Source organism: Halomonas sp. McH1-25, assembly GCF_022348165.1.
Lineage (GTDB): Bacteria > Pseudomonadota > Gammaproteobacteria > Pseudomonadales > Halomonadaceae > Modicisalibacter.
This window is the reverse complement of sequence record NZ_JAKRFI010000001.1, coordinates 212122-233194: the sequence shown is the minus strand read 5'-3', so window position 1 is coordinate 233194 and position 21073 is coordinate 212122. Positions and strand designations below refer to the sequence as shown.

At 56.3% G+C, this 21073-nt stretch carries 32 protein-coding genes; 18 read left to right on the top strand and 14 right to left on the bottom strand.

Annotated features, from left to right (window positions below):
- Positions 1 to 340 precede the first annotated feature (340 nt).
- From MHM84_RS01155 to MHM84_RS01095, 13 genes are all read right to left on the bottom strand, one after another.
- Positions 341 to 973 carry a DUF6338 family protein gene (locus MHM84_RS01155; protein ID WP_239261573.1) on the bottom strand — a complete coding sequence of 211 codons (633 nt, stop codon included), beginning with the start codon at positions 971 to 973 and terminating at the stop codon, positions 341 to 343.
- A 16-nt stretch (positions 974 to 989) separates the two neighbouring features.
- A complete protein-coding gene (locus MHM84_RS01150) occupies positions 990 to 1610 on the bottom strand; it encodes a hypothetical protein (protein WP_239261571.1) in 621 nt (206 codons plus the stop codon).
- 134 nt (positions 1611 to 1744) lie between these two features.
- On the bottom strand, positions 1745 to 1978 hold the full coding sequence (locus tag MHM84_RS01145; protein ID WP_239261569.1) for a hypothetical protein: 234 nt from the start codon (positions 1976 to 1978) through the stop codon (positions 1745 to 1747).
- A 92-nt stretch (positions 1979 to 2070) separates the two neighbouring features.
- Entirely contained in the window at positions 2071 to 2403 is a 333-nt protein-coding gene (locus tag MHM84_RS01140; RefSeq protein ID WP_239261567.1) for a hypothetical protein, read from the bottom strand.
- Positions 2400 to 2684, bottom strand: coding sequence for a putative HNHc nuclease (locus tag MHM84_RS01135; RefSeq protein WP_239261565.1), 285 nt, complete (start codon positions 2682 to 2684; stop codon positions 2400 to 2402). The genes MHM84_RS01140 and MHM84_RS01135 overlap by 4 nt, the downstream gene beginning before the upstream one ends.
- The gene (locus tag MHM84_RS01130) at positions 2684 to 3190 is read right to left on the bottom strand and encodes a hypothetical protein (protein WP_239261563.1); all 507 of its coding nucleotides are present in this window, start codon (positions 3188 to 3190) and stop codon (positions 2684 to 2686) included. Before MHM84_RS01130 ends, MHM84_RS01135 begins: the two co-directional genes overlap by 1 nt.
- Before the next feature lie 536 nt (positions 3191 to 3726).
- Positions 3727 to 4053 carry a hypothetical protein gene (locus MHM84_RS01125; RefSeq protein ID WP_239261561.1) on the bottom strand — a complete coding sequence of 109 codons (327 nt, stop codon included), beginning with the start codon at positions 4051 to 4053 and terminating at the stop codon, positions 3727 to 3729.
- Positions 4054 to 4140: 87 nt separating this feature from the next.
- On the bottom strand, positions 4141 to 4350 hold the full coding sequence (locus MHM84_RS01120; RefSeq protein ID WP_239261558.1) for a hypothetical protein: 210 nt from the start codon (positions 4348 to 4350) through the stop codon (positions 4141 to 4143).
- A complete protein-coding gene (locus MHM84_RS01115; protein ID WP_239261556.1) occupies positions 4347 to 5072 on the bottom strand; it encodes a hypothetical protein in 726 nt (241 codons plus the stop codon). The genes MHM84_RS01120 and MHM84_RS01115 overlap by 4 nt, the downstream gene beginning before the upstream one ends.
- Positions 5072 to 6025 carry a hypothetical protein gene (locus MHM84_RS01110; protein ID WP_239261554.1) on the bottom strand — a complete coding sequence of 318 codons (954 nt, stop codon included), beginning with the start codon at positions 6023 to 6025 and terminating at the stop codon, positions 5072 to 5074. The genes MHM84_RS01115 and MHM84_RS01110 overlap by 1 nt, the downstream gene beginning before the upstream one ends.
- A 236-nt stretch (positions 6026 to 6261) precedes the next feature.
- The gene (locus MHM84_RS01105) at positions 6262 to 6468 is read right to left on the bottom strand and encodes a hypothetical protein (protein WP_239261552.1); all 207 of its coding nucleotides are present in this window, start codon (positions 6466 to 6468) and stop codon (positions 6262 to 6264) included.
- A gap of 19 nt (positions 6469 to 6487) precedes the next feature.
- On the bottom strand, positions 6488 to 6832 hold the full coding sequence (locus MHM84_RS01100) for a hypothetical protein (protein ID WP_239261550.1): 345 nt from the start codon (positions 6830 to 6832) through the stop codon (positions 6488 to 6490).
- A 67-nt stretch (positions 6833 to 6899) separates the two neighbouring features.
- Positions 6900 to 7112 (bottom strand): Cro/CI family transcriptional regulator, encoded by a 213-nt coding sequence (locus MHM84_RS01095; RefSeq protein WP_239261548.1) that lies wholly within the window; start codon positions 7110 to 7112, stop codon positions 6900 to 6902.
- Positions 7113 to 7143: 31 nt separating this feature from the next.
- Here MHM84_RS01095 and MHM84_RS21550 point away from each other — a divergent pair, with 31 nt between their 5' ends.
- From MHM84_RS21550 to MHM84_RS01035, 12 genes are all read left to right on the top strand, one after another.
- Positions 7144 to 7866, top strand: a complete 723-nt coding sequence (locus tag MHM84_RS21550; RefSeq protein WP_343218266.1) for an XRE family transcriptional regulator — start codon at positions 7144 to 7146, stop codon at positions 7864 to 7866.
- 267 nt (positions 7867 to 8133) lie between these two features.
- A complete protein-coding gene (locus MHM84_RS01085; RefSeq protein WP_239261544.1) occupies positions 8134 to 8436 on the top strand; it encodes a hypothetical protein in 303 nt (100 codons plus the stop codon).
- A gap of 1204 nt (positions 8437 to 9640) precedes the next feature.
- Entirely contained in the window at positions 9641 to 9850 is a 210-nt protein-coding gene (locus MHM84_RS01080) for a hypothetical protein (RefSeq protein WP_239261540.1), read from the top strand.
- Complete coding sequence (locus tag MHM84_RS01075) at positions 9847 to 10236, top strand: hypothetical protein (RefSeq protein WP_239261538.1); 390 nt, start codon at positions 9847 to 9849, stop codon at positions 10234 to 10236. Before MHM84_RS01080 ends, MHM84_RS01075 begins: the two co-directional genes overlap by 4 nt.
- Positions 10233 to 10508 carry a hypothetical protein gene (locus MHM84_RS01070; RefSeq protein WP_239261536.1) on the top strand — a complete coding sequence of 92 codons (276 nt, stop codon included), beginning with the start codon at positions 10233 to 10235 and terminating at the stop codon, positions 10506 to 10508. The genes MHM84_RS01075 and MHM84_RS01070 overlap by 4 nt, the downstream gene beginning before the upstream one ends.
- Positions 10505 to 10822 (top strand): hypothetical protein, encoded by a 318-nt coding sequence (locus MHM84_RS01065; protein ID WP_239261534.1) that lies wholly within the window; start codon positions 10505 to 10507, stop codon positions 10820 to 10822. The genes MHM84_RS01070 and MHM84_RS01065 overlap by 4 nt, the downstream gene beginning before the upstream one ends.
- Positions 10823 to 10896: 74 nt before the next feature.
- Positions 10897 to 11982 (top strand): YqaJ viral recombinase family protein, encoded by a 1086-nt coding sequence (locus MHM84_RS01060; RefSeq protein ID WP_239261532.1) that lies wholly within the window; start codon positions 10897 to 10899, stop codon positions 11980 to 11982.
- A complete protein-coding gene (locus tag MHM84_RS21405; protein WP_275445631.1) occupies positions 11979 to 13022 on the top strand; it encodes a RecT family recombinase in 1044 nt (347 codons plus the stop codon). Before MHM84_RS01060 ends, MHM84_RS21405 begins: the two co-directional genes overlap by 4 nt.
- Positions 13023 to 13030: 8 nt before the next feature.
- Positions 13031 to 13612, top strand: a complete 582-nt coding sequence (locus MHM84_RS01050; protein WP_239261530.1) for a hypothetical protein — start codon at positions 13031 to 13033, stop codon at positions 13610 to 13612.
- Between the two features lie 249 nt (positions 13613 to 13861).
- Positions 13862 to 14095 (top strand): hypothetical protein, encoded by a 234-nt coding sequence (locus MHM84_RS01045; protein ID WP_239261528.1) that lies wholly within the window; start codon positions 13862 to 13864, stop codon positions 14093 to 14095.
- Complete coding sequence (locus MHM84_RS01040) at positions 14092 to 15177, top strand: hypothetical protein (protein ID WP_239261526.1); 1086 nt, start codon at positions 14092 to 14094, stop codon at positions 15175 to 15177. Before MHM84_RS01045 ends, MHM84_RS01040 begins: the two co-directional genes overlap by 4 nt.
- Positions 15174 to 15905 (top strand): hypothetical protein, encoded by a 732-nt coding sequence (locus tag MHM84_RS01035; protein ID WP_239261524.1) that lies wholly within the window; start codon positions 15174 to 15176, stop codon positions 15903 to 15905. Before MHM84_RS01040 ends, MHM84_RS01035 begins: the two co-directional genes overlap by 4 nt.
- A 178-nt stretch (positions 15906 to 16083) precedes the next feature.
- On the opposite strand, the gene MHM84_RS01030 is transcribed toward MHM84_RS01035, so the two are convergent.
- Positions 16084 to 16242 (bottom strand): hypothetical protein, encoded by a 159-nt coding sequence (locus MHM84_RS01030; protein WP_239261522.1) that lies wholly within the window; start codon positions 16240 to 16242, stop codon positions 16084 to 16086.
- Positions 16243 to 16363: 121 nt separating this feature from the next.
- On the opposite strand from MHM84_RS01030, the gene MHM84_RS01025 reads away from it, so the two are divergent.
- The 6 genes from MHM84_RS01025 (at position 16364) to MHM84_RS01000 (ending at position 21059) form a co-directional block, all read left to right on the top strand.
- On the top strand, positions 16364 to 16630 hold the full coding sequence (locus MHM84_RS01025) for a hypothetical protein (RefSeq protein ID WP_239261519.1): 267 nt from the start codon (positions 16364 to 16366) through the stop codon (positions 16628 to 16630).
- A 103-nt stretch (positions 16631 to 16733) separates the two neighbouring features.
- Positions 16734 to 17372, top strand: coding sequence for a hypothetical protein (locus MHM84_RS01020; protein ID WP_239261516.1), 639 nt, complete (start codon positions 16734 to 16736; stop codon positions 17370 to 17372).
- Complete coding sequence (locus MHM84_RS01015) at positions 17359 to 18468, top strand: XRE family transcriptional regulator (protein ID WP_239261513.1); 1110 nt, start codon at positions 17359 to 17361, stop codon at positions 18466 to 18468. The genes MHM84_RS01020 and MHM84_RS01015 overlap by 14 nt, the downstream gene beginning before the upstream one ends.
- A 67-nt stretch (positions 18469 to 18535) precedes the next feature.
- Positions 18536 to 19504, top strand: a complete 969-nt coding sequence (locus tag MHM84_RS01010; protein WP_239261510.1) for a recombination-associated protein RdgC — start codon at positions 18536 to 18538, stop codon at positions 19502 to 19504.
- 87 nt (positions 19505 to 19591) lie between these two features.
- Complete coding sequence (locus MHM84_RS01005) at positions 19592 to 20470, top strand: DUF4747 family protein (RefSeq protein WP_239261508.1); 879 nt, start codon at positions 19592 to 19594, stop codon at positions 20468 to 20470.
- Between the two features lies 1 nt (position 20471).
- Entirely contained in the window at positions 20472 to 21059 is a 588-nt protein-coding gene (locus MHM84_RS01000; RefSeq protein ID WP_239261506.1) for a hypothetical protein, read from the top strand.
- The last annotated feature ends 14 nt before the right edge of the window (positions 21060 to 21073 follow it).

Below are 21073 nucleotides of genomic sequence, written 5' to 3'. Positions count from 1 at the left end.
AGAGTAAGCGAAACGGCGGCAGAAAATCAAGACCTCTTAGGAGCTTTGGGAGGTGTCGGCTTTAGGATCGCTTGGTTCTCCTGGCCACCTCCCGCAGGTTGAAAATTGCTTTGTGCTGGCTCTTTCCGCTTAGCAGGTTGATAATTTTCCCATATGGGGCGCATCCCGCCTTTTCTGTTTTTACCTGACATATAGTTACCTCTTTGGAGCAATGGGCGGAGTGGGCTTAACAATGCCTGGTGTTGTCCCGTTGCCTTTTGTGGGCTGTCCGCCAACCTTCGCCTGCGCCGGTTGAAAACTTTTCTTGAGCACATCAGGAGAGTTATTTATCACTCTTTTGTCACTCATCGTAGTACCTCACCTTGTCGGAAATGAATTCGATATGAGAGATATTATTTCCCATCAGAAGCAGCCCTACTGAACCTTCTTTGGGCCTATCTGGATTACCCTTTTCATCGACCTCGTATTCTAAATCTAAAAAAATCTGGTGATTATCCGGAAACTCAGAGAAAGTGGCATCTTTTGTGACAGCTCCAGCCACAATAGACCCATCATCTAGGGTAATTTTTAGAATTACTGGAGTTTTACCAACAAGGTACTCCCCAAACACATACTCCCAAGCTACTGCGGAAGGATGCTTGTTGGGAAAAAATTTTCTTACAAGGAGCTTCCTCAGCCAAGCAACAAATAATGGTACAAGCAATAGACCAAAGACGGATGGCGAGTCAGAAAGCCTGATACGCAATCCTGTTAGCTCCTCCTTTTCAGAGCCAACATAAAGGGGAAGGTCAACATGGCTTGGAAAACAAGATGTAATCAGGTAGCAAATCGCACCAAAGATAGCAGCGCTTAGGACCTGCTCATTCACGGTTTGTCGGGTATACGGATTTTGTAATGACCAGAGCCTCATTACGATAAGGCCGGGGATAATATATTTAAGTAGGAAATCTACCCCGGCCGAATCGAGCGTCATTTCAGATCCTGTTATGTCATGCTGCTTCGGCGTACATGAGCTGAGCTACCACACCTAAGCATCTGTTATCCAATGTATCCAAGCATGCCAATATTCGTGCCCAAATACCACCCCAAGCAGACCTATCCTTCCTAGCCCAATCCCTAACTTCGACATCAACGCCATAGTCCTCCAGCATGAACCTTTGCACAGCCTTAGGTGTCGGCAGCCCCGACCGCGAATATGGCCAGGTAGTCTCCGCGTAGTGATACGCCGCCGCTCGGCATAGCCAGTAGAATTGGTTCAACTGCTTCTGACTGGGTTTGCCCCGTCCTTGCCCTGGTAGCCTGATGCCATCGGCGAGCAATTCCCGATATAGCGCCACCTGGATCTCGTCGAGATACTCGCCACGCTCTTCACGTGTCAACGGACCGTAGCAATAAAGCGCCATAGCCTTGAGATGTACCGGCAACGCCTCTACCCGGCTGATCACCGCCCCGGCCTCGAGCCCGTGCACGATCCGCCAGTCGTTGTTCTGCTTCTGCGTGGCCTGCACCACATTGCCCAAGCGCGCCCGATCGATAGCGCCGGCCATCACGCTGTCACCAGTCATGCGGTACGCATCGAAAATCATTTGCCGTGCCGAGTTATATCGCATCGCTTTCCCCCTAATGGTTTGCACTGGTGTGTACTGCGTACCTAAAAGTTCGCATTTGCGTACTTTCGCGTACCTGTTTTGCCCTTGAATCCCGCTCTAGCCCGCATGGTTGCTGTGGTTCGCACCTGCGTACTTTATGCCCCGCTCAGCTCTTGCAGCGCTTCCCTCACCCGCTCCCTGGTCAAGCCCGGCAGCCTGCCTTCCCACTGGGCAAATACTGCCTCTCGGCTGCCCCGCTCTGCCTTGAGCATTTCTCTGGCGACCATCTTTGCCTGGCAGTACAGCGTGTATTCGGCCCACTCCAGCGGGTAACCGTTCTCTCCACCGACTAGGCGCCCGTCTGGCCATGTGCGGGGTGGTTCTTTCACGCTGCCTTTCCCTCCCGGGATAATTCGCCCTCATTTGCCCCGCTACCGCCGATTTCTTTCCCTACAGGGATGATCTCTACCCATGTCCCACTCTATTGCTTGCGGTCGATGATTGGCGGCCTGACTTTCCACTCCCTGACGTACTCGCCACGGTCATCCGGAAGCAGGCCGGCGCGGACCAGTCCATCCTCGATGGTCTTGCAGCTGATCGAATAGTTGCCGGTGTCCCTGATGCGCTCTTTCGGACCCAGCCGAGGCGTGAAGTAGATATCCACCTGAACATCGATAGGCGGTAGACCGGAACTGATTACCGCCTGCTTGGTAAGTAGGTCGCAGAGTTCCACCTGATCCTTATGCTTCCGCCAGTGCTGACGCAGCGCGACATTGGTGGAGGGGCCGATGTACGGCACGAACAGACGGATCATCGCTTCTCCCCCAGCACGCCTTCGGCGAGCGCCCTGTTGAGGGTCCGAGCTACCCATTCCCACTGCCGTTCCCACAATTCAGGAGACCGGTGGATCTCGTCGTGATGCCGGCGACAGACCGGCATAACCATTGAGTCCGGGGCCGTCATGCCGCCACCACTCAAGTGGCCGACGCCTTTGATGTGGTGCGGATCGTCTGCCGGGGCGCCACACATGACGCAGGGCTGCTGCTTGACCCAGTCCAGATACTGACGACTGCGGAATGGCTTCTGCTTGAGCATCACGCCACCTCCCCAGGCATAATCTGAATCATTGCCTCGATCTGTTCCTGATTGCAGTTGGGCCAGTACCTGGCGCAGATATGCCTGCAGATGCCCCGGAAGAATTCCTGGAACTCGACCTCGTCCATCTCGTCGTAGTTGAGCGACTGAGCCTTGGTCAGCCTGAGCACACCTTCGCCCGGCACCTCGAGGTTATGGATGTCGCAGTACACGCCGGATTCGCGCTGCAGCTCCTTGAGCACGTCATGGGCATCCCAGCCTTCGAAGCCCTCGATGTGCTTGGCTACCAGCTGGCCCAGGGCATGCGCCCGGTAGTGCTGGCCGGTGCTGCGCGGCTTCTTGAACTCGGCCCGCACCACGTCACCGATCTTGTAGCCGCGGCTGCGCATCATCGCGTAGTCGATATCGGTTCGAGCCACCCAGGCGTTGATCTCTTCACCGCTGCGCGGATCGATGAGACGGCGGGCCTGCAGGTATAGCGGCCGGCTGCGCTTACGCTTGCTCATCCAGCCTCCTTGCCTTTCGCTCGTCACACTTGGCGCCACGAAGGAAGATGCAGACCAGCAGGAAGCCACCTAGCCATAGGGCAGGAATCAATACCCAGTTCATGACGGCAGGCCCTCGACAATAAATCCTCTAAATGGACTTAACTTCCGAAATCCCTTGCCGATAAGGAGTCGCCACGAAAAACAAACAACACTTACCCCCCTATCGCAGGACCATTGATGGCAATCTATTCGGTTGTTTTCGAACTTCTCCTTCCCCAGGAGTACGAGGCATTTTTTAGTCGGCTTCAGAACTACCCATGCAAGTACGTGACTGATACGTGCTACCTGGTTGAGGCCGAGATCAGCTCCGATTTCCTTCGGGACAAACTGATGCCGTTGATGGGCGAGAGAGATCGCGTCTTCATAACCCGCGTATGTGATGACTGGGCGAGTGCTGGTACGCAATGTGGTTCGTGGCTGAGTGCTCCTGAGCGAGAGCTCGTCTGAACTAGCTCGATCGATTGGCGGCAGGGATGCCGCTGTTTTAAATTCCTTCATGCAGCACTACCCTCGAACATGTCGCCCTGCGGTGCCGGCGCCGGCTTGTAGCCACCCTGCATGCGGTACTCGTCGGCTGTGCTGCCGGTACGGCGCCGGCGCATGATGGTCTGCCCGCACTTCCTACGAAGGTCCCGAATCCGGGCACTGATCGCGGCATGGCTGTCCACCACCTGGAAGCGCGCCTGGATCGACTCGGCAATCTCATGCAATTGCATCCAGTAGGTTGCGTCGCGCAGCACCAGGTAGGTCCGGCCCAACTGGGTGTCGTCGTCCAGGTAGCTCGCGTCGCGCTGCGGGCGAAGTTCTGTCACGGTCCCCATCAGGCACCTCCTGCGATCAGCCAGATTGCGTAGACCTCGGCCAGAATCACGGCATTGCCCGCGACCAGCAGGCAGAGGCATGCGCCATTACTGAGTTGTTTCATGCAGCCTCCCGGTAGCAGTGACTGCCAGGGCCTTACGGTTGGCTTTGCTCGAGCTGAGGCTGCATGTCTTGCACACCATGCGGGCCTGACGCTCACCGCTGACCGGATCGACGTCGGTCATCTCGGTTTCGCCCTTCCAGCGACTGCAGGCCGGGCACCAGTGGCGGCCGTAGCCGCGACGTAGTTGGGTCATGCGGCACCTCTCTGAAGCCGTTCGGCCTGTTCCAAGAGTTCTTCGCGACGCTGCTCAGTCGCCTGCTGTTGTTGCCGGCGCCGTTCCTTTGCGGCTTCGTCCTGTCCGTCGATGACCTGCCGCAGGTGGGCCACGATTTGGCGGCGTTGCTCCCGGCACCCCGGTGTGTCGGGCGCTTCCGGGGCTGGCAACAGATGCTGAACCTTGGGCGCTTCTAGCAAGCCATCAGTAACCGCTTTCTGAACGGTTTCCTGTCGGCGCACCGGATCATGGCCAAGCGATACCTCCCAGGTGGGTTGGTGCCCTTCTGCCTTGGTGGCTGCCACTTCACGCTCGTAGGCACCGATGAATGCCATCCGGGCCCCAACCTTGTCGCCTTGCTCCAGGACCGGCCGGGCGGTGCCCATGGCGATCGCGACTTCACGTGTCCATACCACGGTCTCGTTCTCATCCAGCGAGGTCAGGGCCAACGCCCAAGCCTCGTTCGGTGACAGGTAAGCATTGGCGCTGGGCATGCGCTCAAGGATCGCTGCCAAGGTCAGCCGGCCCGTCAGTTCGGCACGACAGCGTGCCAGGGCCTGTTCGATCTCCGGCCGGTTATAACTCCGCATGTCGCGAATCATCAGGTTGGCCGCGGCGGGCTTGATCTCGCTCCCCAAGACCTCGGCTGTGGCGTAGAGCTGCTCCAGCAGCTGCTCGGCGTCTCGGCTGGTCAACGGCATCACTCGTCTCCCCAGGAAGCGCGCAGCATGGCCTTGGCCTCATCCACTGCGCTGAGATTGGCTTGGGTTCCGTCCATCTGACGGGCGCGTGTTGCGGTCATCTGCTGGCCGGTGCGCATCTGCGTGGCGATGGTTTCGCAGTCCTGCAGCATCTGACCGACCTGGTGCCCTTTGGCGATGTAGAACTGGTTGTTCATGCTCAGGAAGTACGCAGCCACGCCGGGAGCAAGATCCTTGCCCACACGGTCCACCAGTTGGCTTAGCTGTCCTGCAACACGCTGGTTCCAGATTGGGTATTCGCCGTAGCGGCGACGGTAGGTCACGGCGTAGTTGGCCCAGGCCTTGAACGTCTTGGCCTTCGGATCTCGTGGACCAGGCAGGTCGGCAGGGACACGTGCCAGTTCGTCATCGTCGTGTTCGTCGTTCGAAGCCGGCCCGCCATCCAGGACCAGCGACTGGGGCTCGCCCCCGGTCGCAACATGATCACTGGTATCCTGATTGGTAACCTGATTACTGGTATCCTGATTTGTCGGAGATTTTTCCGATCCAGGCTCGGATTTTTTTCCGTGGGTGCTCGGAGATTTTTCCGACCCAGCGCGGATATTTTTCCGATCCTTGGTCGGATATTTATCCGACCCATCCAGCTTCTTGTTCCAGGTTTTTCCCTTCTCGGTCAGACGCACCAAGGTGATGGAATTCGTATTCGATAATTCGATCAAACCTGCCGCCTTGAGCGCGCGCAGCATCCGGTAAGCGGTGTCTGGCTTGTCAGTCAGCAGTGGCAGTTCTTCGACGATCTTCTGCTTGCTCAACGCATAGAACACGCCATCGTCGGTGCTTACGGGCTTCGCCCATGAAGGACATTCGTAAACGAAGGCGAATAGCAGAGACTGCTGAGCATTCAGCCCCCACTCAAGCGCCTTGGCCTGGTTTATGGATACAGTGAACTGCATTAAGAACTCCTTGCCGGGGAGCTCTTCAGGCCCGGCGCTTGGGCGTCATCTCGACGCGCGGGATGCTGGAAAAAATGTTTGGAGTCCATTACGATATCCTCACGTTGTTTCTGAAATCGCCCCGCCCTGGTCGCCACAACCTGCGGGGCTTTTTCATGTTCGCCGCTCGTCAAAAGGACTGCGAGGGCCTTGTTTTTCCAGACAGAGCGAGGCCGAAAAGCCCCGCCTGCCCTGCCTTAAATCAACCGCAAACGCGGACGTGACTGTTCCTTTCTCAGCGCAAAAAGCGCCTTCCCTGCTTCTTCCTGCGCGACCTGTAACGCTGTCTCCAGCGCGATGTCGCAAGCCGCGACGCCGCGTGTCCGTGCGGCCTCGTGCACCATTGCCTGGTATTCGGGGCTTATGCTGTTGAGTGCGGCCTGCGCCATTTCCCGGTCGAACACGTGTGCCTCCTAGGGCCTGTCAGGCGGTTTGTCGTTGGTGCAAACTGCGCATGAGCCCGACTTCGAGCATGCGCTGAAGCATTTGGGTTGCTGCCGCCCTGCTCTCGTCGCTGAGCGGCTTGCCTTCAGCCAATTCAGCGAGCATCTGCGCATGGCGGCGTTGGTTGGCCTCAAGGCTTTCCATCGTCAGGTCGTGGACATACGTGGCGAGGCGTCCCCCGGTCTGTAGTGCAGCGGCAGCCTTGAGTTCATCGAGTTCGGACTCGGTAAATCGAACCTTGACCACCTCGCTCAGGTGGGTGCCCTCCGGCTTTCGGCGGCGATCCTCGAGCAGGTGGCTGTCGTTTGAGAGAAAGCGATCCATGAATGAGTCCTTCCTTGCTGTTTTGGGAATCAGGAGTCGCGGCTCTCACGAGCAGGCGGTCAGGGATTTAGGCGGCCGCTACATCAGCGAGCCGGGGACAAAGCTCGACTGCTGCAATGGCCCCGTTTGTGATTCGCTCAGCCATCAGGGCATGCACTTCAGAGATGCCATGCCGGCCAGTTGCCCAGCCGGACACCGTGCCCTGCTTCACACCCAGAGCAGTGGCGGTTTGCTCCTGGGTGCCGAAGTGCTTAATGAGTCGGGATATAGGGGTATCCATAGGAACAACCTGAAAAGATAGGAATGCCTATATGCTAGCTATAGGAAGTCCTTTTTGCAACGCTATAGGCGTGCCTATATCTTCCGAAGCTATGACTATCGGGGATCGGGTGCGGCGCGCCAGAAAAAGCGCCGGGCTAACTCAGTCGCAACTAGGCAAAGTTGTTGGCGTGAGGCAGGCCACCATTTCAGAGCTAGAGAAAGGCGAGTCGCGCTCAAGCGCGTATCTTGTGCAGATAGCTCATGCCTGCGGAGTAAATCCAGACTGGCTGGCCACCGGGCGCGGAGATATGCACGACACCGTGCCGGAAAGCCCTGCCCCTGCTGCAAGTAACGTACGGGAAGGGCCGTCCAATATCCGCCATGTGCCTGAGATCAGTTGGGTGCAGGCTGGGTGTTGGACCGAAGTGAGCGAGTATTCCTTGGACTTGGCAGACGTGCCTCATTGGCCCTGTCCAGTTAGCTGCAGCGAAAGGACGTTTGCCCTCCGGGTCGAAGGCGACTCCATGGCCCCCTACTTCGTGCCAGGCACAATTATCTTCGTCGATCCTGAGGTCATGCCGATCAGTGGCAAGAAGGTAGTGGCCATGCTGAGCGACTCGGATTCTGAGAAAGCGACCTTCAAGCAGTTCATAGAAGATGGCGACCAGAAGATGCTCAAGGCAATGAACCCCAACTGGCCACAGCCGTACATTCCCATCAACGGCAACTGCAGGATCGTAGGTACGGTGATCTTTGCTGGGATGGAGATGTGAGCGTTTGGCGGGGGTGTGAAACCGTCCAGGTACGTGCGGTAGTGAAAAAGAGCGGTCAGAATTCCGCGAGGCTGTCCAGTCGATCCAGCAGACCCAGCAATCGATCCTTAAGCGCTTACCTTCTGCGCCTCAGCAGCCTCAGCAAGTAGATAGCTGGCTGCTCTTCCAGCCCGCCCACCGAGGCGGGTCTTTCATGTTCTGCTACTCTTGGTATGAAGCCACCCAGCCGAGGCGGCTTACAAAAACTACTACGCAAGGGAACAGACCATGATCAATCGTATCGCGGTATTCGTTACCGCCCTTCTCCTTTCGTTTGCCGTTCAGGCATCCCAGCCCGGCTCGCAGCCCAGCGAACTGCAAGCTGTTGGCCAAGGCTCAACTATCCACGCTTTTACTCAAGAGCTACAGCTCGAAGGTGACTGTCCTGTGGTTCAGGAAATGAGCAGCGACGAGCTCATCCTCGCTCAGGGCTGCTGTAAGGTCTGTCGCAAGGGTAAGGCCTGTGGCGATAGCTGCATCAGCCGGAACTACACCTGCCATAAAGGGCCTGGCTGCGCATGTGATGGGTAGGTCCAACCTAACTGGTTCCAAACCCGCCTGCCGAGGCGGGTTTTTTGTGCCTGCCTGTTAGAAAAATAGACCTGCCGATAAAAAAATATAGGTATACCTGTTGACGTGTTTTATAGGTTTCCCTATATTTCAACACATGGACGCGGCGCTGCCGGTTCAAGGCCCTCACAGGCCGACGCTCTTTAACAACCAGTCATCCGTCCCGCTCGGTAATAAGCGGGCACCTGCATTCTCAGTCGGCTGTCAGTAGCGGGACTGAGACCTTCGAGGCAAATGCATGCAGCGTGGACGAGGCCATCCAAGTGGAGCCAGGCCCTCAGCGTTGAGGGTAGGTCTTGGGGTTGGCGCCCCGGGCAGAGAGCGATGCCCAGCCTCGTTACTTCATGAGCAACACGCGATCCGCTGCGTAGTGCGGCCTAGCGCCCTGGGCAGAGGCTGAGAATATCTGTCCATCTGGAAGCACTCTGCCGGAAAAGACGATCCAGCCTTCCCTAGCCGTGGTCGTGATGACCAGTTAACGACAGAGTACTTCCAGATGTTCACTCAGCACCTCAGTTCCCTGCGTATTCCCCCGGCTATGCCGGGGGCCTTTTACCGGGAAGCTGACAGGTAAGGCCTGGTTACCCGTTTCGGTCTGGGAGGAAGCTGCTGAGACAAGGCGTGCTTGAGCATGGCGAGGTCGTGTTCACAGTCAGTTTCCATGAACTGAGCCAGCATTCGCGCCGCTTCTACACGGACGAAGTTAAGAATGTAGTCGTCATAGGTGGTGATGAAAGAGTTGCAGTACCGACAGGCCAACTCATCGGTCGGGGCGGGATCCCCTTTCCAGTAATTAACACCATGGCAATGGGTACAAGCGACTTGCCGTGAACGGTTAAACATGACTAAGGCCTCCTGCCTTTTCTCATTATTGTCAGAAGCAAATTAACAGGAGTTTGATGGCAAGAACATTAAAAATTCGTGTATATGAAAATCTATTTTCTCTAATAAAAACAGACGTTTAAATTGAAGGTTTAATTAACTTCGTTCAGTGGAACGCGGACCCTGCCGCGTACTTTCAGCCAGCATCCGGATGGGCATCGCGCCCCTTCGCGGGGCCTCCGCCGAGCGGTGCCCATCCGGATGCTTACTGCATCGATCCCTGCGTACCGATATTGCCCGCCACCGTGCGGGCTTTTTTACGCCCAATCCCAAGGAGGTTTGCATGCCGCGACCCATGGACCTGTTGAATGCCCGCGTCACGATGCCGTCACTCGACGCCCAGACGCGGCTGCAAGCTGAGCTTCGAGAACGAGCCGCCCAGGCTCGCTACCGAGATGAAGATGCCAAGCCAATGACCCTGGCCCAGCACGACAACGTGCGCCGGGGCATCGCCTACCGCCAGCGCTTGGCTGGCCTGGGTGAAGCGTCATGACGCCCCAGCGTGAAGCGCTGGCTCTGTCCAGCGTGGTCGGCGCCCTACTCGGCCCCGGCACTACACGTGCTGACCGGGCCTTCATCGTCGATGGCCGGCTCTACAAGCTGACCGTCGAGCAGATCAAGGACGAGATCGCGATGCAAGAACTCATCAATCGCGAGGCAGGCCTGCCCTCGCCGGACGACGATCCCTATGCCATCGACCCCGCCGACATGCGCGAGGCGTTACTGGCGGCATTGGTCGATCCCAACCTGGGCGCCGAAGTCGCTGACCGGCTCGCCCTGTTCACTGAATCGAATGGCTACCCAAGGCGCACAGCTGATGCGGTGGAGACGCTGCGCGACGTGATGCGCTGGTACCGAGAGCGGAAGGAGGTTTCATGAGCTATCGCGAACGACTGATCCGAGAGCATGCCGAGCGGCTGCGCGAAGGCGTATACGACGGCGAACCCGATGCCGTGGCGCCCTTCGCCGAGTATCTGGCCGAACAGGGCTCGCTAGGACATGGCGTGGTCGAGATAAAGGCCAACATGACCGTGGCCGACCTGGTTGATGCCTATCTGAAAACGCGCTCGGCACAGCTCGAGCTATCCGCCTGGGCAAAGATCGTCGCCGAGGAAGCCCAGGAAGATGCAGAGATGAGGATGGTGGGATGAGCGAGTTCCAACGAGAAGAGCGATACATCGTAGTCAAGATTTCAGATATTCCACCCGGAGAAACGCCGTGGCTTCGGCGCAAGCTGCAAGCGGCCCAGATTCCCACCCGAGAATGCGTTGTAGTTGAAGCCGACTGGCCGATTTACGAGAAGACATGGGATGCCGTACAGCGAATGGCTGAGCGTAAACCGCAGCTAGCGGAAGAGCTGTATGCGCTGCTCGATGAGTTCCCGGGTTTTACGGCATCACTGCACGAAAAAGCGGCATGGGCAAGCCGGGTGATCAGCGCAAAGCGAAAGGCACGCGGCAAATAAGAGGTGCCCCTTTCCAGGGTGAGGCCTGGTCAGGGGCTGAAGCACGGGTCAGAGCTTCATAGTGGAGAGTAGACATGATTCTGGAAGAAGCGAAGCAGGAACTGCAGGCCAATGGTCGCATCAGCACCCTTGGCATGCCCGAAGATATCTGGCTGGAACTGCGCGGCCTGGGCATCGGGGCCAGTGAGGCCGCGGCGGCGATCGGTATCAGTGAGCATCGTACGCCCTACGAGATTGCCGAGCGCAAACTCAGCTTGGCCAAGGACGACGACGAGGCCAACTATCGCCGTCAGTTGAAGATGGCCATGGGTCACGTCATGGAGCCGGTCACCGCCTCTCGCTTTGCTGAGGCCACCGGGCTCACCGTCCAGAACTACAACGCCATGGTCGCCCACCGCGACCATCCCTGGATGCTGGCCAATATCGACCGCCGGGTCGTAGGGGTCACCGAAGGCCAGTCTGTCTGGCTGGAAGGCATCTTCGGGCAGGCCGTCAGCGGCCCGGGCGTGATCGAGCTGAAGAATGTCGAGTTCGGCCAGAAATGGGGCAAGCCCGACAACGTCCACGCTACAGCCGGTCTCTGCACCTCTGGCGAGGTGCCGGAAGATTACTTCGTCCAGGTCCAGCATCAACTCGCAGTCATGGGCTATGAGTGGGCGTTCCTGGTGGTGACCATCGCCGGCTGGGAAACCCGCTGGTACCCGATCCTGCGCGACGACGCGCTGATCGAGGACATTATCGAGCTCGAGGGCGAGCTGTGGGCCGGCATCCAGCGAGGCGAGTTGCCCGATATCGACGTCGAGCATCCCAAGGCTATCGAGCTTCTGAAGCGCCGGTACCCCGGCACGGACGGAAGCATTGTTCGACTGGATAGCGTTGCGCACTGGCGTGAAGAAATCGAGAAAGCCGACGCCGAAATCAAGAAGAACGAAGGCATCAAGGAGGTCGCCAAGGCTCGCCTGCTTGAAACCATGGGCGAAGCCGCTGTCGGCGTCTTCTCCGATGGCGCCTGCTTTCGCCGCAAGGTCATCAATAAGAAGGCCTATACCGTCGAGTACCAGGCAACCAGTTACCTCGACTTCCGAGCCGGAAAGATCGGCAAGGCCGAGAAAGACCAGCTCGCCGCCCAGCACAATGACACCCAGGGAGAAGCCGCATGACTCAACAGAATATCGCCCAGTTCCAGGCGCCGACCGAAGGCCAGCAGGCAACAGCCCCCGCCGTTCAGACTCAGGAGGACATGCAGCACCTCCTGTTCAACCACAACGCCATGTCTCAGCTTTACAACCTTGCCCAGGTCATGGCCAGCGGCAAGTCCACGGTACCGCAGCACCTGCAGGGTAACGCCGGCGACTGTATGGCGGTGGTCATGCAGGCGGCACAGTGGCGTATGAACCCGTTTGCTGTTGCCCAGAAGACACACACCGTCAACGGCACGCTGGGCTATGAGGCACAGCTGGTCAACGCGGTAATTACCACCATGGCCCCGACGACCGGCCGCCTGCAGTACGAATGGTTTGGGCCGTGGGAAAACGTTCTGGGCAAGTTCGTCGAGAAGCAAGGTAATGGCGGCAAGTCATACAAGGCGCCGGGCTGGAAGCCAGAAGATGAAGTCGGTCTCGGCGTGCGCGTGTGGGCGACGATCAAGGGCGAGGAATATCCGCGTGTACTCGAGCTGCTGCTCACCCAGGCACAGACACGCAACTCCACGCTCTGGGCAAGCGATCCCAAGCAGCAGCTCGCCTACCTGGCCATCAAGCGCTGGGCGCGGCTCTACACACCTGACGTCATCCTCGGGGTATATACGCCTGATGAGATGGAGGGCTACGGCGCTGCTGCCGGTGAGCGTGACATCACTCCGCAACCGGATGCCCCTCGCCAAGTCAGCCATCAGCGCAACACCGCCTCTCGGGTGGGCAGCAAGCTGGCCGAGAAGCGCAAGGCGCGGCAGGAGTCTGAGCCACAACCCGAAGCCCAGCCTGAGCCACAGGCAGAGTCCGAGCAACAGGAAGCCGGCCCCGGCGGCGTGATCACCTGCGCCTACGTCTGCGACCAGATTCAGAAAGCCACCACGCCCGACGAGCTGGCCGAGGCCATCGACTTGGCTCGCCATGTGCCTGAAGAAGACCGTGGCGTGGTCAATGAAGCTTACAAGGGTCGCGTCGCAGCGCTGAAAAAGGCTGCCGCAGCCAAACAGTGAGGTAGCCCATGGCTAGCAAAACCTGGTTGAGCGACGAGCTCGATAAGCTGACCCGATTGCTCGAGCAGGGTCTGACTTACGCTGAAGCTGGCAAGGAAATGGGTCGATCACAAGGCAGCGTGCGTAGCGCTGCCCTGCGCTACCGGCTCATGGATCCAGCAACACGAGTGATTGGCACGCCCTGGTCGCGTGCCGATTACGACCACCTGGAAGCGCTCTATCTGAAGCGGCACACCTATGCCGAGATAGGTCGGCTCATGGGTCGAAGCGAGGCCAGCGTCCGCGGCGCCAGTGAGCGCCTAGGGCTGCGCAGCCATGACCGGCCCCATCCCGGCAGTTACGACTACGGCGAGCGCGTGGATGCCATGATCCGCGACATGATCGAGGTCGAGCGCTTGTGCGTGCCTGCGATCGTTCGTCGTCTCAAGGCCCATGACATCACAGCGTCGGGCCACTGGGTACATAAAAGGATCGCTGCCATGCCGGCAGAGGTCCGTTGGGCCATGCGCAGAAATGCCGTTGAGCGCCGAGCCAGGCTTCGCAGTCTGTGGGCGCGACGCCAGCGGGCACAGAAACGCCAGGCGGCGTAACCCCTTTCGAAACATCCCGCTGTTACCCAGTGCAGCCAGCCTCGGTGGGGCCCGGCGGAGGGTTCAACTGTACCAATAACCGAACGGCAGTCTGCGATTTGGCCAACTCTCCGGCTCTACCCCTATTGCAGTAGGGATGAGTCCACCGCCTAGCGGGAGGTCGAGGGCGCAGACCGGCGCCGCCCGTCACGCGGCTTTCATTCTCAGGCCCTGCCAGTCCGGCGGGGCTTTTCGTTTCTGGAGGTGGTTATGCATCCCCGCACCAAAACGACGTGGCACATACACATGCCGGTCGGTTACCTGCTGAAGCTGTCCGATAAGCGGTTGATGGAAACGATCACGCACCCAGGCGGCGCAGACGGAGCCCGGGCAGAGCTACGCGACATGCTCAGCAAAGGCATCACCAACCTCGTGGCGGGGCCATGCGATAACCAAAACCCGGACGGCTCGTGCGCCGGGCATTCGGACAAGGAGGCATCATGAGCACGGTAAACCGAACCGGCACTGTGAGCTTCGGCGACGCCAGTCTAAACGTCTGGGAGGATCCAGTACGTCGCGACACTCTGCAATGGCAAGCATGGGAGCGCCAGTTCAAGAAGGACGTTTTCTTACGCGTGGCTCAGCAGCTTCGCCGCCTTGGCTGGAAGACTGAAGTGCCTGCCGAGATGGTCGAGCAGTATGGCAGGCGGTTTGCCGAGAAACACCGATACTGCCGCAAGGGCGACCTGCAAGGCTTCTTGGACATCTCGGGGCGCTGCATCAAGTTCGAAATGTGGCAGGACGTGGCCAATGGCGAGAACCCGAACGGAGGGCGCTACGACTTCGGCAAAGAGAAGCGGATGCCCTACCTGCTGTGGCTGGAAATGGAGCGCACACGCCGCCGTCTGCGCACCTACTTGTGCAATATTTTCTTCGGCTACGAGTTCAAAGACGCCAAAAACGATGGCCGCAACGAGAATCGCGGGCCGGGTGCATTGACCGCGATGGAGTGGGTCGAAGCGTGTTGGCGTACCAGTTGGCATTTCAAGGGCGACACCAGCGCCTACAAGATCAGCGACTGCAACAGAAAGTCCGCCGATGGAAAGCTGATCGAGCACGGCCAACGGGTCTTCTTCACCGACCGGAAAGGCCGAATGAACACCGGTATCGCCTACTACAACATCAATAACATGTGGTGGGTTGTCAGCGGCAAGTACGGGGTGAGCAACGAAGCCAGCTTCAGTATTTACGTTGATAGCCCGGGCGATTTGCGCCGTAAGCGCAACGAGGATCTTCGTCGCAAGCGGCTCGAGGGTGAGATGGCGAAGGCTGTCAATGCGATGGACTTCAAGCGCGCCGAGACGCTGAAGCAGATCCTGTTTCCCCAGCCCGAGCCGCTCTACCTGATCTGGCACAAGGGGCACGGCGTCTACCACCGCCCCGGCGCCTGCGGCTACACCAGCAATCCTGTCGAAGCCGGCAAGTTCACATGGGATGAGCTTGGGCGCTTTCGTCCGAAAGACGGCAGCCTAGAAGACAGCCTGAGCAGGATCATTCCCCTCGATGAAGCGGAGGCGGCCGCATGAAAGAACGTCCGATCTTGTTCAACGGCGAGATGGTCCGCGCCATTCTCGACGGCAGGAAGACCCAGACGCGGCGGGTGGTGAAGCCAAAGGTGGAAGAGCTGATCCGCTGTCACGCTGGCGTGCCAGGCGAAGAGTGCGAAGTCAGCTTCCGCTACAACAATTGGTTCGACGATAACGGCACAGCGCATGACCCGGAGTGGCTTTGCTATGCCAGCGAATATCCCGAGGAAGGGATTATCCCTATCGGCCAATGCCCCTACGGCGAGCCAGGCGACCGGCTTTGGGTGAGGGAAGGGATACTGCAATCTCTCGACAGCACTACGCTGCCCAGTGGTGAATGCGAGTCCTACTGGACGCATGAGAAGGTCGAATACCTAGCCGACACGCCACAGCCTCAGCAGCGATTCCTTCGTCCCGATAGCTACAGCTCACCTTGGATGAAGCGCCGTCCCTCTATCCACATGCCCCGCTGGGCCTCGCGCATCACGCTGGAGATCGTCAGCGTGCGCGTCGAGCGGCTGCAGGAGATCAGCGAGGCGGATGCCAAGGCCGAGGGCGTCCATGGTGAGCAGGAAGCAGCGGATGCCGGCCTGAGCTGGCATGACAAGCCACGGCGCGCCTTCCGGTTCCTCTGGCAATCGATCAATGGTGCCGACTCATGGGACGCCAACCCCTGGGTGTGGGTCGTCGAGTTCAAGCGGATCGATGAAGCGAGGGCCGCTGCATGAACATGATGATGGCCATCGACGCCATGCTCAGCGCTACTGCCCGGGCATGGTCAATGCCCACCATTACGCCGCATATTCAGCCCCTGCCGCCAGCCTCTCGCCGTGGCAGCGTGAAGCGACACCAGCGCGCCGCGGCTAGGGCCAGGGCGCGCCGGCGAGCGAAGCGGTTGAGGCAGACTTAATCTTTACCCTCGAGCTCCTTTCGAGCCTCTTTTTCTAAAATTTCCAATCCTTCGTCTGGAATTTCATCAAGGTTCATTTCTGCGAAACCACACCGCTCTCTGGCTTCCATCATCTTCTCTCGAAGAAGCTTTTTGCCGAAGTTGTCTTTAGCCATGGAAGTAACCTTTCCCCTGCTGTGTTTTCGTTAGCGACGCCACATGAATATCCCAGTAAACAACTATTCGGTAAAGCCAGGCCACCCAAGCGGTGGCCTTTCTCGTTCTGGAGGTTTCGCCATGCACACGGCCATCGAGTGGCAGCGAGTCATCGAACGCAACAAGCACGAATACAGGGAGAGCGATGCTGAAGGCAGAGCCTGGCTGCTTGAGAGCTGGCAGCGCCACCATGAGCGCATGACCAATACCGCCGCCGCTTGGGAAAGGCTCCGCAACGCCTCGCCCGAGGAGATCGCAGAGCATCGCAGCAAAGCCGCGGACTATGCCGGGCTGATCGAATGGGCGGCGAGTCAGCCGGGGGAAGTGCAGAAGCGCTTGGCCTTCTGAAGATCCATGCGCGAATAATAGAAGCTTCCCTACACTCACTTGACAAAGACAGGGAAAAGCACAATTATCAGGTTTACAAATCCCTGCTTTGGAACAATTTCTTATGAATCAGCCTTGCCACCCTGCGGAGCTTGACCCAGAACTGACCGAGCAGCGTTTGAATGAGCTCGCTAGGTATATGCTGGATGTCTTCTCGCGAGCCATCGCTGAGACTAACCATCCCCTGGATGACACCTACACTCAAGGGAGCCGAAGCTGGGCTTGGCTGCGCAATTCTCTGCTTCGAGAAGGTGAGAGCCGATTCCCTTGGCTACGAATCGTCCACCGTGGCAATGATATTCAATTTAGCATTGGCAATGCTATCTTTCGTTTCTTCTGTGATGATCCAGAGAGGCCAAAAAAATATTTCGCTACTGCTTTAACTGAAGCAGAATCAATGACGACCAATTTAACGCTGTTCGATGAGGACTTTATGGGCCATGCAGGGCTGTGGAGGTTCTTTGTTCGCAAAGCTATGAATGATGAAGATGAGCACTCCCTGTTTTGCATAAATTATAAGTTTGGCTCTAGAGACGTTAATGCAAAATGGCAATATAACGCCAGCGTAAATACGTTCATGAGCACTACGGCCGATATCCCAGAGGCTGCAAAATTACCAGACCATGTACTTGTCCCAAGGCCGAATGCTGCCGAAGCGGGTGAGAACGATGAAACCATCGAAGGCAACAATGGCTCAGTTTGAAGGAAGCAAACTTAGGCTAGCGAGACATTATTGGGGTAAAACTCTTGGCCAGGTTGCGGAAGACATAGAGAGATCTAGGCAATATGTCTCTCAACTTGAAACCGGAAAAGCCAGCAGCGTTTCTCGGGACGTGCTAGAGAGTTTGGCGCATTCTCTAAATGTTACCCCTGATTTTTTTTGCTCTCCAGCTGGCCCTGCATTGACAGAGGACCAAGCTCACTTCAGAAGCTTGGCTTCTACCAAGGTTAGCACCAAATTAAAAGTGCTAGCTAGAGGTACTATATTTGATCAGCTGGCTCGCTTTATTGATGAGCGTGTAGCCCTGCCTGACGTCAACTTTCCAGACTATTCGGGAGCTTCAACTCCCGAAGAGATCGAGCGTGCTGCCGAAAAGTCTCGTCTCTATTGGGGCTTAGGGCTTGGCCCTATAGATAATATGGTCAAGGTTGTAGAGCATGCAGGCGCATTAGTTACTTTTTTCCGTGATGCATCGCAAGAAGTTGATGCTCTATCGATACCGTCGATAAGGCCAATTATAGTTAGAAATGATGCTAAAGAAAGCCCTTTCAGGCAGCGGTTCGATATTGCTCATGAGATGGCGCACTTGATACTTCATGAGGGCATAGAGACCGGAGATCGTAAAACTGAGACCGAAGCCAATAGGCTGGCATCGGCGTTTCTTCTTCCACGGTCTACCTTCGCCAAGGTATTCAAAACTCGGGGAAGAAGCCTTGACTGGCATTGCATCGTAGATATCAAGATGGCTTTTGGAGTTTCCAAAGCAGCCATTCTTTATAGAGCAAAGGTGCTCGGATTGATTGATGAGCGGCAGTACAAGAGTGGTGTAATATTCTTGAAAAATACTCGCCAAAGCAAAAAAGAAGACGAAGATGATTTGGTGGAAAAAGAGCGTGCCGACTTGCTATCCAAATCTTTCGAAGTCTTATCCAATCATCACGGGCTAGGATTCAATGACGTCGCAAGTGCCCTTGGTGTTCAACCAAGTCTGCTCAGAGTGGTAATATCAGATGTTGTTGAAGAAGATCTTATTCGCAACGACCATAAGATACGCAGACCAAATCTAAAGCTCGTTTAATTCCTCTTCATTTTAATATGAAGGCTGCCAAACAAGGCGGCCTTTTTTTATTTTTGGAGGCCTAACCATGTGGTTCAAGACCCTACACCTCTACCGCGTCCATGACGCGGTCGCCCTCGCCCTGCCCGTCCTGAACGAAGCGCTCCAAGAACAGGCCTTCCGCCCGCTGGGCAGTGCCGAAGCCAAGCGCATGGGCTGGGTTGCTCCGGCCGGGCGCGGCAGCGAGGCCTTCGTCCATCAAGTGAACGGTCAGCGCCTGTTGTCGGCGCAGCGGCAGGAGCGGCTGTTGCCCGCCTCGGTGGTCAAGGAAGAAGTCGAGGCGCGTGCCGCCGAGATCGAGCAGGCAGAAGGCCGCCCGCTTCGCCGGAAGGAAAAGCAGGCGCTGAAAGAGCAGGTTTATGAAGAGTTCTTGCCCCGCGCCTTCGTGCGCTCGTGGCGCTTCGATCTGTGGTGGGACAGCTCGCGCAACCTGATCGCCGTGAATGCCTCCAGCCGCAAGCGTGCTGAGGACGTACTCGACTTGCTGCGGCAGACATTGGGTAGCCTGAAAGTCACACCGTTGGCCACGAAGACGACGCCCAGCCGGGCCATGACGGAATGGCTCAATGAACCGGAAAAGCGCCCTGCCTGGCTGTCCTTGGGCAACCAGGTGGAGATCAAGGCAGTCAGTGGCGACGAGAGTGTCGTTCGGGGCAAGCAACTGGATCTTGACGGCGAAGAAGTTCATGTCTGCCTGGATGCCGGCCGGCAAGTCACGCGCCTGGCAATGACTATCGACGAACAGGTGTCGCTTGTACTGGGCGATGACCTGGCTCTGAAGGGCCTGAGGTTTGCCGACGCTCTCCTCGATGAGGCCAGCCAGACCGATGATGGCGACGATCCTGTCCTGCGGCTTGAGACGGACTTCGCGCTGATGGTCGGCGCGCTGGGTGGCGCGATCGACATGCTGGTCGAGGGGCTGGGAGGTAATGTGCCCCTTATTCCTCCAACGAGGTCAGATTTGACTGTAACCGCTCCATTGACCGTCTCGCATTAAGGATGCGTTGCGCATTACGCCTAGAGGCAAATTGAGCCATAAGATAATATTGGCTTCGTCATACCAAAAATGCAAGGGACAAGGCCAGTGCTAAAAACCATCAGAATCTCAGGCTTAAATATCAAAACTCACCCACACTCGCCTGATTCGTATGTGCAGTTATTTGAGAGAGCTATCAGTTTACAGAAACCGGTAAACTATCATGGCAACCGTTATGCTTTGTTAGGAAGCACCCATGAAAAGACTCTTTATGATAGACGCGTAATTACAGGTCAGATTTACACTTTTGTGGACTTTGACCCGACTGAAGATTGGCTAAACACAGAGACAAACGAGCCAGTTAGCGATGATTTAAAAAAGGAAATAGAGCTACCCCAACATCTCAAGCCAAGCTTTAGAAAATATGAGTATATCTTTTTTGTAAACAAACATAGATTATTCTTCGAATCAAAAAACACAGATGGTCAGTCTCTGGGCGTTTCGTCTCTAAAAAGAATATTTGAAACTATTTTTAGCCAAAAAGATGTAATAGCAAATCTTGAAGAAGTGCATGTCATTCCACAGGCTAAACATGGTGCACTTGATGAAGTTCTTTCCATCTCATTCATGTCCAGGTTGTATATTGAAATAACAAGACCAAACCCTGATGCTAATACCAGCTCTTTTAATAGAAAAATGCTTGAGAAGCTGGACAGCCAGAACGCTGGTAAATTCGAACAAAAGTTATCTTCAGTTAAGGACAAATCTCTTGAGCCTGACAAAGAAACCATCGAGTTAGCTAAGCTTGCGACCTCGGATGGCGAAGTAATAAGCCATGGAAAAAACCATTTGGGAAGGGTAATAACCGCCTCTACAAAAGACAAGCCTCTCAATGAGCCCCACAGTTACGATCCCAAAACACACCTTCCGCTTAGTGCCTTTAGAGAGGGGGCAATTAAGCTATTCAGCCTTCTGATCGGAGACTAATATGTCTAAGATATTGACATGGATTAAAACTTGGAAGGCTAACTCTGCTGATAATTACAAAGGATTATTTGAAAATCTCAGTGATTATTGGAGCGGCTATGGTGGCTTGGCAGCCATTCTTGCTTCACCAATATTACATATAGCGGTTGCTCTAAACCTTTTTTTCTATAGTGTTTGGAGCCAAGAAGGTTGGTGGGATATGGTAATATCGGTAATGCCAAATTTACTGGGTTTCTCCCTGGGTGGCTATGCAATACTCCTTGGGTTCGGATCCGAGTCTTTTCATAAGTTTCTAGCCACCAAGGATAAAAATGAGGAGCAATCTGCCTTCAACATTATAAACGCAAATTTTGTACACTTCATATTAGTCCAAGCATTAAGCCTGATTATTGCGGCGCTATTCAGCTCAAAGTTCTTGACCTCCGAAAGCATGATTAGCACACCGCTTTGGTTCATTGGGCATCTATTTTTTATTTATGCACTGCTCCTTCTTATATCTACAACGCTTAGTGTTTTCGCGTCTACCATATGGTACGAAATACACAGTAGAAACGAGAGTGAAAAAAATCAAACAAACACCAAAAAATAACGATAATAAGTAAT

Excerpts from the sequence above, each read along its gene's own strand:
- MHM84_RS01135 (WP_239261565.1), bottom strand. The coding sequence starts at position 2,684 with ATGCTCAAGCAGAAGCCATTCCGCAGTCGTCAGTATCTGGACTGGGTC.
- MHM84_RS01155 (WP_239261573.1), bottom strand. The coding sequence starts at position 973 with ATGACGCTCGATTCGGCCGGGGTAGATTTCCTACTTAAATATATTATC.
- MHM84_RS01060 (WP_239261532.1), top strand. The coding sequence starts at position 10,897 with ATGATTCTGGAAGAAGCGAAGCAGGAACTGCAGGCCAATGGTCGCATC.
- MHM84_RS01015 (WP_239261513.1), top strand. The coding sequence starts at position 17,359 with ATGGCTCAGTTTGAAGGAAGCAAACTTAGGCTAGCGAGACATTATTGG.
- MHM84_RS01040 (WP_239261526.1), top strand. The coding sequence starts at position 14,092 with ATGAGCACGGTAAACCGAACCGGCACTGTGAGCTTCGGCGACGCCAGT.
- MHM84_RS01045 (WP_239261528.1), top strand. The coding sequence starts at position 13,862 with ATGCATCCCCGCACCAAAACGACGTGGCACATACACATGCCGGTCGGT.
- MHM84_RS01130 (WP_239261563.1), bottom strand. The coding sequence starts at position 3,190 with ATGAGCAAGCGTAAGCGCAGCCGGCCGCTATACCTGCAGGCCCGCCGT.
- MHM84_RS01020 (WP_239261516.1), top strand. The coding sequence starts at position 16,734 with ATGAATCAGCCTTGCCACCCTGCGGAGCTTGACCCAGAACTGACCGAG.
- MHM84_RS21405 (WP_275445631.1), top strand. The coding sequence starts at position 11,979 with ATGACTCAACAGAATATCGCCCAGTTCCAGGCGCCGACCGAAGGCCAG.
- MHM84_RS01115 (WP_239261556.1), bottom strand. The coding sequence starts at position 5,072 with ATGCCGTTGACCAGCCGAGACGCCGAGCAGCTGCTGGAGCAGCTCTAC.
- MHM84_RS01075 (WP_239261538.1), top strand. The coding sequence starts at position 9,847 with ATGACGCCCCAGCGTGAAGCGCTGGCTCTGTCCAGCGTGGTCGGCGCC.
- MHM84_RS01140 (WP_239261567.1), bottom strand. The coding sequence starts at position 2,403 with ATGATCCGTCTGTTCGTGCCGTACATCGGCCCCTCCACCAATGTCGCG.
- MHM84_RS01100 (WP_239261550.1), bottom strand. The coding sequence starts at position 6,832 with ATGGATCGCTTTCTCTCAAACGACAGCCACCTGCTCGAGGATCGCCGC.
- MHM84_RS01110 (WP_239261554.1), bottom strand. The coding sequence starts at position 6,025 with ATGCAGTTCACTGTATCCATAAACCAGGCCAAGGCGCTTGAGTGGGGG.
- MHM84_RS01125 (WP_239261561.1), bottom strand. The coding sequence starts at position 4,053 with ATGGGGACCGTGACAGAACTTCGCCCGCAGCGCGACGCGAGCTACCTG.
- MHM84_RS01000 (WP_239261506.1), top strand. The coding sequence starts at position 20,472 with ATGTCTAAGATATTGACATGGATTAAAACTTGGAAGGCTAACTCTGCT.
- MHM84_RS01010 (WP_239261510.1), top strand. The coding sequence starts at position 18,536 with ATGTGGTTCAAGACCCTACACCTCTACCGCGTCCATGACGCGGTCGCC.
- MHM84_RS21550 (WP_343218266.1), top strand. The coding sequence starts at position 7,144 with ATGCTAGCTATAGGAAGTCCTTTTTGCAACGCTATAGGCGTGCCTATA.
- MHM84_RS01150 (WP_239261571.1), bottom strand. The coding sequence starts at position 1,610 with ATGCGATATAACTCGGCACGGCAAATGATTTTCGATGCGTACCGCATG.
- MHM84_RS01095 (WP_239261548.1), bottom strand. The coding sequence starts at position 7,112 with ATGGATACCCCTATATCCCGACTCATTAAGCACTTCGGCACCCAGGAG.
- MHM84_RS01080 (WP_239261540.1), top strand. The coding sequence starts at position 9,641 with ATGCCGCGACCCATGGACCTGTTGAATGCCCGCGTCACGATGCCGTCA.
- MHM84_RS01065 (WP_239261534.1), top strand. The coding sequence starts at position 10,505 with ATGAGCGAGTTCCAACGAGAAGAGCGATACATCGTAGTCAAGATTTCA.
- MHM84_RS01120 (WP_239261558.1), bottom strand. The coding sequence starts at position 4,350 with ATGACCCAACTACGTCGCGGCTACGGCCGCCACTGGTGCCCGGCCTGC.
- MHM84_RS01025 (WP_239261519.1), top strand. The coding sequence starts at position 16,364 with ATGCACACGGCCATCGAGTGGCAGCGAGTCATCGAACGCAACAAGCAC.
- MHM84_RS01070 (WP_239261536.1), top strand. The coding sequence starts at position 10,233 with ATGAGCTATCGCGAACGACTGATCCGAGAGCATGCCGAGCGGCTGCGC.
- MHM84_RS01085 (WP_239261544.1), top strand. The coding sequence starts at position 8,134 with ATGATCAATCGTATCGCGGTATTCGTTACCGCCCTTCTCCTTTCGTTT.
- MHM84_RS01030 (WP_239261522.1), bottom strand. The coding sequence starts at position 16,242 with ATGGCTAAAGACAACTTCGGCAAAAAGCTTCTTCGAGAGAAGATGATG.
- MHM84_RS01050 (WP_239261530.1), top strand. The coding sequence starts at position 13,031 with ATGGCTAGCAAAACCTGGTTGAGCGACGAGCTCGATAAGCTGACCCGA.
- MHM84_RS01035 (WP_239261524.1), top strand. The coding sequence starts at position 15,174 with ATGAAAGAACGTCCGATCTTGTTCAACGGCGAGATGGTCCGCGCCATT.